Origin of the sequence: Bacteroides sp. AM54-2NS (assembly GCF_003602935.1) — a bacterium.
In the GTDB taxonomy this organism is placed as follows: Bacteria; Bacteroidota; Bacteroidia; order Bacteroidales; family Bacteroidaceae; genus Bacteroides; species Bacteroides xylanisolvens.
Genome location: NZ_QTMZ01000059.1, coordinates 20,000 through 27,228, shown reverse-complemented (window position 1 = coordinate 27,228; position 7,229 = coordinate 20,000). Strand labels below are relative to the sequence as shown.

5 protein-coding genes and 1 pseudogene are annotated in these 7,229 nt (G+C 39.5%); 4 read left to right on the top strand and 2 right to left on the bottom strand.

Going from position 1 to position 7,229, the window contains the following annotated elements; translation table 11 throughout:
- Positions 1 to 155: 155 nt before the first annotated feature.
- Complete coding sequence (locus DXA05_RS23045; RefSeq protein WP_049701691.1) at positions 156 to 791, top strand: HU family DNA-binding protein; 636 nt, start codon at positions 156 to 158, stop codon at positions 789 to 791.
- 239 nt (positions 792 to 1,030) lie between these two features.
- On the opposite strand, the gene DXA05_RS23040 is transcribed toward DXA05_RS23045, so the two are convergent.
- Positions 1,031 to 1,498 (bottom strand): hypothetical protein, encoded by a 468-nt coding sequence (locus DXA05_RS23040; protein ID WP_004299546.1) that lies wholly within the window; start codon positions 1,496 to 1,498, stop codon positions 1,031 to 1,033.
- 337 nt (positions 1,499 to 1,835) lie between these two features.
- On the opposite strand from DXA05_RS23040, the gene DXA05_RS23035 reads away from it, so the two are divergent.
- Positions 1,836 to 2,855, top strand: a complete 1,020-nt coding sequence (locus DXA05_RS23035; RefSeq protein ID WP_128859667.1) for a DUF2059 domain-containing protein — start codon at positions 1,836 to 1,838, stop codon at positions 2,853 to 2,855.
- 85 nt (positions 2,856 to 2,940) lie between these two features.
- The gene (locus DXA05_RS23030) at positions 2,941 to 4,131 is read left to right on the top strand and encodes a TlpA disulfide reductase family protein (protein WP_225450227.1); all 1,191 of its coding nucleotides are present in this window, start codon (positions 2,941 to 2,943) and stop codon (positions 4,129 to 4,131) included.
- Between the two features lie 87 nt (positions 4,132 to 4,218).
- On the opposite strand, the pseudogene DXA05_RS23025 reads toward DXA05_RS23030, so the two are convergent.
- A pseudogene (locus DXA05_RS23025) lies at positions 4,219 to 5,285 on the bottom strand (M20 family metallo-hydrolase).
- A gap of 109 nt (positions 5,286 to 5,394) precedes the next feature.
- Here DXA05_RS23025 and DXA05_RS23020 point away from each other — a divergent pair.
- Positions 5,395 to 7,209 (top strand): AMP-dependent synthetase/ligase, encoded by a 1,815-nt coding sequence (locus DXA05_RS23020; protein ID WP_008024263.1) that lies wholly within the window; start codon positions 5,395 to 5,397, stop codon positions 7,207 to 7,209.
- Positions 7,210 to 7,229 lie beyond the last annotated feature (20 nt).

Below are 7,229 nucleotides of genomic sequence, written 5' to 3'. Positions count from 1 at the left end.
AAGACTTTATTTATTATTAGATATACAAGAGTATTGCCATTAAATAAGTTTTGAGAAGAGAAGGGAACTATTGATTATTAAACAATTAGCACTCGTGCGTTTTCCCTGTAAAGTTTTTACATGAAATATATTCACTATCAAAACGTTAACTACTAATGGCTATACTTTACGATTGGTATGAGAATCCCGGTGAGTCCGATGATTCGGAAGAGAAAGGTTTGCATCCCCGCATTTTTTTGAATGGTAAGGTGGGAACGGATAAACTGTGCCGGATGATTCACGGACGCAGTTCGCTTTCCGTAGGTGATGTAAAAAATGCGTTCGAGATGCTGGCCCAAATTTGTGGTGAAGAACTACGTGAAGGACGCGAGGTACATATCGAGGGGCTAGGCTATTTTGCCCCTATTTTGAGGAGCACGCAAAAGGTGACCCGCAGTACTAAAAACAAATGGTCGAAGATGGAACTGAAAACAATCGGTTTCCGTCCGGATGCTCGCCTGCGGGGTGAATTGGTAGGTGTCAAAGCCAGCCGGAGTAAGTATGCACGCCATTCGGAGTCTTTGTCGGAGGTGGAGATAGATATGCGGCTGAAGGAATATTTCGCCGATCATGACGTAATGCTTCGTTATGATTTTCAGGAAGTATGCTGCATGACACGGACTACGGCGAATCGTCATCTCCGGCGATTGCTGGAAGAAGGTAAATTGCGAAATATCGGCAAACGTATGCAGCCGATTTATGTGGCTGCAGCGGGTTATTACGGGGTGTCTCGTGATGTGCTCCGGCGGTAAGCGGAAACGATTTGAGTAAGCGTCGATTTGAAGTGTGTCGGTGAAAGTGGTGAAAGCGTGATAGAAGGGCTTTTGCATACTCGCTTTCACCCGCTTTCCTGCTCTGGACGGAGGTTTCGGGAAGAAGGTGAAAGCGGTGAAGGATGTAGTCTTATAGATGATTTACTTTCATTGTTTGATTGAATAGTAAGGCTTTTTTAGTTATCTGTTAAATTGATAATATATCTGCTTAGAGGGGACTATTTAATAGCATCGAACTTCAGTGTCCCGTTTACGTCGATAATTTTCAAAGTACGGTTACCCTTTATTCCCATATCAATGAAATTGACCTTGTATAAACCATTTCCCAATGCAGTTACTGATGTTACTTTAGATATGTCGCTTGGTCCGTCTTGCATACCTGTTCGGAAGTTCCATATCGCATATCCTTCGCCGTCATACTCGTAGTTATCTTTCAGCTGCTTTTGCAATTTGGCTGTACAATGCTTTTTTACTGCCGGAACATAATTCTTTGCTCCAAAAACGTAGTTTGCGTAGAAATCTTTGATGAACTGAATGGTTTTGGTATTGTCCACTTTAGGTGATTGTAGAATAATGGCAGTCCCATTGGCGAGAACAGCCTCATTGTCGAGACAACAAGCTTGAATTTGTATGGGTTGTAGGGCAAATCCTAGATGAATGATATATAAAAATAAAATCTTTTTCATATTCGTATATTATGTATTTTGAAAGTCTTATTTAGATTTAGCGACCTATTGCAAAGATAGCGTTAATTACGAAAAATGAACGAAGTATGTGAGAAAAAGATAATAATATCATATCAAAAGATGAAATGAATTGTTCAAAGTCATTTTGATAAGAGAGGGGGATGAATGTTATAATTAGGGATGAATAGGGGATATTTCGTTTATCTATACATTGCAGGGCAGCCGGATAGTAGCCTCATTGATTGTACTATTCTATTAAATGATATAGATTTAATGTGTATCTTTGTAGGAAATGCAAAATAAAATATGGAATCAAAATAAATAAAATCAGATAATTATGAAAAACATTTTCCTTCCCAAAGTAATGATGTGCATAATTGCACTGTTTACTTTAATTTTACCAGCTTCTGCACAAAATACAAATGCGACAGATGAGTACAAAGAAACGTTGAAGAAGATTATGGACTTTTCTGGTACTTCGACTACTACAGATGACTTTTTCCAGAAATTATCTTCTATAATGAAATTAAATGCGCCGAAAGAAAATGAGGTTTATTGGAATGAGTTTGCTAAAAAATGGAAACAGAAGATGGAAAATAAGATATTTGAAATGTATATGCCTATTTATGAGAAGCATTTAACATTGGAAGAATTGAAGGTTGTTGCTGCATTTTATGAATCTCCTGTAGGTGAAAAATATAAAGAGGCTTCGTTGATTGTTATGCGTGAAGCAATGCCGTTGTTAGTGCAGCAACTCCAGACAGAGATGTTCAAAGAGATAATGCCGGAGAAAAGTGAACGAGTAAAAAGAGGTGAACAGCGGTTGAAAGAATATGAGCAAAAGAAGAAGCGTGATAAAGAATTATATGCACAAGCCTATATGCTTCCAAGCGATAGTATAGTTATAGTTCCTGAAGAGGTGTATGAGAAAGCGTATGAGAATGGGAGGTCTACAACTCCTTCTTTATATTCGATTGAAAGGAGAAAGAATGATACTAAAGTGACATTCATACAACCTATTTATTGGGATTGGCAATGGTTGTATTATAGTCCGGGATTTAAGATTATCGATAAGAAAAGTGGCGATGAGTATAATGTGCGGGGATATGATGGTGGAGCTCCGATGGGGAGGCTGTTGGCTGTCAAAGGATTTAATCATAAATATATTTATATCAGTCTTTTATTCCCGAAACTGAAGAAGAGTGTGAAAGAAATAGATATTCTTGAGTTGCCACACAAAAAAGATAAAGAACAGTTGCCTTCTAATGATGATGGAAAGTCTAAATCATATTTTAATGTAAAGGTGAAAGATTATCAGGTCGTTTCCGATAAGAAAAATAAGAAGATCTATTATTAGTTCAAATGATTATTAGAATTTGAAATGACAATAGCAGGTATTGAACATGAGTGTGAACTTTTTTTTTGATATAAACTTATTCCGTATGAGAAATCGAATTATGATTTTATGCACGTTTTGTGCTATTGCTATATTTTCTTCTGCCCAAGAGAAATTCTCTATCCGAGGTATTGCTGATGAGGAATTGAATAATCAATTGTTGTATTTATGCCTGATGGGAGATGGAGAGCAAGCTAAAGAAGTCGTTTTGGACAGTACAACAGTGGAAAAAGGTAAGTTCTCTTTTTCTGGTGTACATCAGATGCCGGATATTGCAATCATCAAGGATATGGATGGAGAAACCTATCCGTTGATTTTCGAAAAAGGAGAAATATCAGTAAATATTGCTGCGAATAAGAGAGGGGGAACGCCTTTAAATGATTCATTGAATATAGCTTTAAATCGTATGCAGCTAATAATGGATAATATGTTGAAAACATCAGATAGTATTTATAAGTTAATGGCTGGAATGAAATCTGAAGAATTTGCTGATAAGATGGTGAATGATACTGCATTTAGAGCAAGATATGATAAAATAGAGAAGAATTTTCTTGCACAAGTGGATTCTGTATCACATTGTATAAAGGATTATAAGAATAGTATAGTGGGTGTATATCTTTTCTCCGTTGGAGGTATGATGATGCCTTTTGATGATATGAAGATTCTGATGAAAGAAGCTTCGCCTCTGTTTTCACAAAATAATTTGGTGAGAAATATTGTGGAAAAGAAGAACCAAGCAGAGCTGCGAAGGAAGGCGGAACTTGAAAATAAAATGACTCCGGAGCAGCGTGAAGAACAAAAGAAACGGCAGGAAATGGATGCCAAGATAAAGATTGGCGAACGTTTCCCGGATGCTAAAGTGAAAGACAATGCTGGCAACATGAAGCTCTTGTCTGATTATGTGGGTAAGGGAAAATATGTCTTGATTGACTTTTGGGCTTCATGGTGCGGACCTTGCCGGCATGAAATGCCCAATGTGAAAGCTGCTTATGAAAAATATGCTTCTAAGGGATTTGAGGTGATTAGCATATCTACAGATCGGAAACTGAAACCTTGGAGGGCTGCTGTTGAAGAACTTGGAATGAATTGGGTACAATTGTTGGATGTGGATGCTTCTGATATATATGGTATCTATGCTATACCCAGAACTTTCCTTGTAGATCCTACGGGAATTGTTATAGACAAAAACTTAAGGGGTGAAAAACTGGAGGAAGCTTTATCGAAGTTGTTTGAATAATCGTTGCTTTGTTTTTATTGTATGGGTGAATTGATAGTTGAGAACTATATAATAGGATAACAATTATCAATTCACCAATGACTTTTATTAAATCAGAAGTCCGTCCAATAGCTCTAAATAAAGTCCGATAGCTTCTTCTATTTCTTTTAACATGATATATTCTTCTGCCGTGTGTGAACGTGACGAACGGCCCGGACCAATTTTTACCGATGGGAAGGACATTAGTGCCTGGTCGGACAATGTTGGAGAACCAAAAGGAACGCGTCCTAACTTCATAGCTTTCTGTACAAATGGGTGTTTCTCGTCAATCCGTGAAGAATTGAGACGGAATGAACGAGCTTGGGCTTCACAGGAAATATGCTTTTTGATTTCAGCAAACAGTTCTTCATTTGAGTAAAGCTCGTTGCTCCGGACATCGACGATGAAAGTACATTTATCGGGAATCACATTGTGTTGTGTACCGGCATTGATAACAGTGACACTCATCTTCACGGGACCCAACAAGGGCGATTCTTTCTCAAAACGATAATCACGGAACCAGGCAATATCATCCAATACTTTGTAAATAGCATTGTCTCCTTCATTACGCGCTGCGTGTCCTGCTTTACCTGTTGCGGTAACATCTAGTACCATTAATCCCTTTTCGGCAATGGCGGGTTGCATCTCTGTAGGTTCACCTACTATGGCGAACGAAACAGGAGGGAGCCCCTGTAATACACTCTCAATTCCATCTTTACCTGAAACTTCTTCTTCACAAGAGGCGAGATAAATCAGATTATATTCTGCGAAGTACGACATAGTTGCAGGAACACCTGTAATAACGAAACAACGCTGGCACCGGCATCGTTACTTCCTAATCCATATAACTTGCCATTTTCTTCACGTGGAGTGAACGGATCTTTCCGCCAACCGTTAACAGGTTTCACTGTGTCTATGTGGGAGTTAAGTAAAATAGTCGGCTTCTTCAGATCAAACATCGGACTAAAGCACCACACATTATTACCTTTACGTCCTGTCTGCATACCTGCCATTTCAATATAGTTTTGCAGGAAATCCGCAGCCTGGGTTTCTTCCCGGCTGATTGAAGGAATACTAATCAGTGATTTAAGCAGGCTTACAGCCTCTGTTGTCATATACGAAATATCATATTTCATAGTGCAAATCTTTTATCTATACCTTAATATTTGCACAAAGATAGTCGTTTTGAGCAATAGTTTCAAATAAAACTAATACCTTTGTACCATATTTACTAATACAAAGAGTATGACTTATCATCATTTATCTGTCCTGGTCCATCGTCAGGCCGAAAAATATGGCGACAAGGTAGCCTTAAAATACCGTGACTATGAGACAGCTCAATGGATTCCTATTTCATGGAAGCAGTTCTCCGGATCAGTACGGCAAGCAGCTAATGCTTTCGTGGCATTGGGAGTGGAAGAACAAGAGAATATCGGTATATTTTCACAAAATAAACCCGAATGGTTCTATGTCGACTTTGGCGCGTTTGCCAATCGGGCTGTTACTATTCCGTTTTATGCAACGAGTTCACCTGCGCAGGCGCAATATATCATTAATGATGCGCAGATTCGTTTCCTTTTTGTAGGTGAGCAATACCAGTATGATGCTGCTTTCAGCATCTTTGGTTTCTGTACCTCTCTGCAACAACTGATTATTTTTGACCGCTCGGTTGTGAAAGATCCCCGCGACGTATCGTCTATCTATTTTGATGAGTTTATGGCGATGGGAGAGGGATTACCTCACAATGATACGGTAGAAGAGCGTACCGAACGGGCTTCATACGATGACTTGGCAAACATTCTCTATACATCCGGCACAACGGGTGAGCCGAAGGGCGTCATGCTTCATCATTCCTGTTATCTGGAACAGTTTCATACACACGATGACCGTTTGACGACCATGTCGGATAAGGATGTATCTATGAACTTCCTCCCCTTGACACACGTGTTTGAGAAAGCATGGTGTTATCTCTGTATTCATAAAGGAGTGCAGATTTGTATCAATCTCCGTCCAGCGGATATTCAGACAACGATTAAGGAAATTCGTCCGACACTGATGTGTAGTGTTCCCCGTTTCTGGGAGAAAGTATATGCAGGTGTACAGGAGAAAATTAACGAAACAACAGGGTTGAAGAAAGCACTGATGCTGGATGCTATCCGGGTAGGTAGAATCCATAATCTGGATTATCTGCGTTTGGGTAAGACTCCTCCGGTGATGAATCAACTGAAATATAAATTCTACGAAAAGACAATCTACTCTCTATTGAAAAAAACAATCGGTATTGAGAACGGTAACTTTTTCCCGACTGCCGGTGCTGCCGTCCCCGATGAAATCAATGAATTTGTCCATTCGGTAGGAATCAATATGGTGGTAGGATATGGTTTGACGGAATCGACGGCCACTGTATCTTGTACATTGCCGGTTGGCTATGATATCGGTTCAGTAGGTGTTGTACTTCCGGGAATTGAAGTGAAAATCGGTGAAGACAATGAAATTCTTCTTCGGGGAAAGACGATTACCAAAGGTTATTATAAGAAAGCAGAAGCTACAGCTGCTGCCATTGAACCCGATGGCTGGTTCCATACAGGTGATGCCGGTTACTTTAAAAATGGCCAGCTTTTCCTGACGGAACGCATTAAAGACCTGTTCAAAACATCGAACGGTAAATATGTTGCTCCGCAAGCTTTGGAAACGAAATTGGTTATTGACCGTTATATTGACCAGATTGCCATTATTGCCGATCAGCGTAAGTTTGTTTCTGCTCTGATTGTTCCTGTATATGGGTTTGTGAAAGAGTATGCGGAAGAAAAAGGCATTAAATACAAAGATATGGAGGAATTGTTGAAACATCCGAAGATTGTAGGATTGTTCCGTGCACGGATTGATACACTCCAACAGCAGTTTGCACACTATGAGCAAATCAAACGTTTCACTCTGCTTCCCGAACCGTTCAGCATGGAACGTGGAGAACTGACTAATACGCTGAAATTGAAACGGTCGGTAGTTGCCAAGAATTATAGTGAGCAGATTGAAAAGATGTACGAAGAAAATGAGAAATAAGAGATGGACGGTGACGGTGA

Bases quoted from the DNA above. Each gene is read 5' to 3' on its own strand.
- DXA05_RS23040 (WP_004299546.1), bottom strand. From the start codon at position 1,498: ATGAAAAAGATTTTATTTTTATATATCATTCATCTAGGATTTGCCCTA.
- DXA05_RS23030 (WP_225450227.1), top strand. From the start codon at position 2,941: ATGAGAAATCGAATTATGATTTTATGCACGTTTTGTGCTATTGCTATA.
- DXA05_RS23020 (WP_008024263.1), top strand. From the start codon at position 5,395: ATGACTTATCATCATTTATCTGTCCTGGTCCATCGTCAGGCCGAAAAA.
- DXA05_RS23035 (WP_128859667.1), top strand. From the start codon at position 1,836: ATGAAAAACATTTTCCTTCCCAAAGTAATGATGTGCATAATTGCACTG.
- DXA05_RS23045 (WP_049701691.1), top strand. From the start codon at position 156: ATGGCTATACTTTACGATTGGTATGAGAATCCCGGTGAGTCCGATGAT.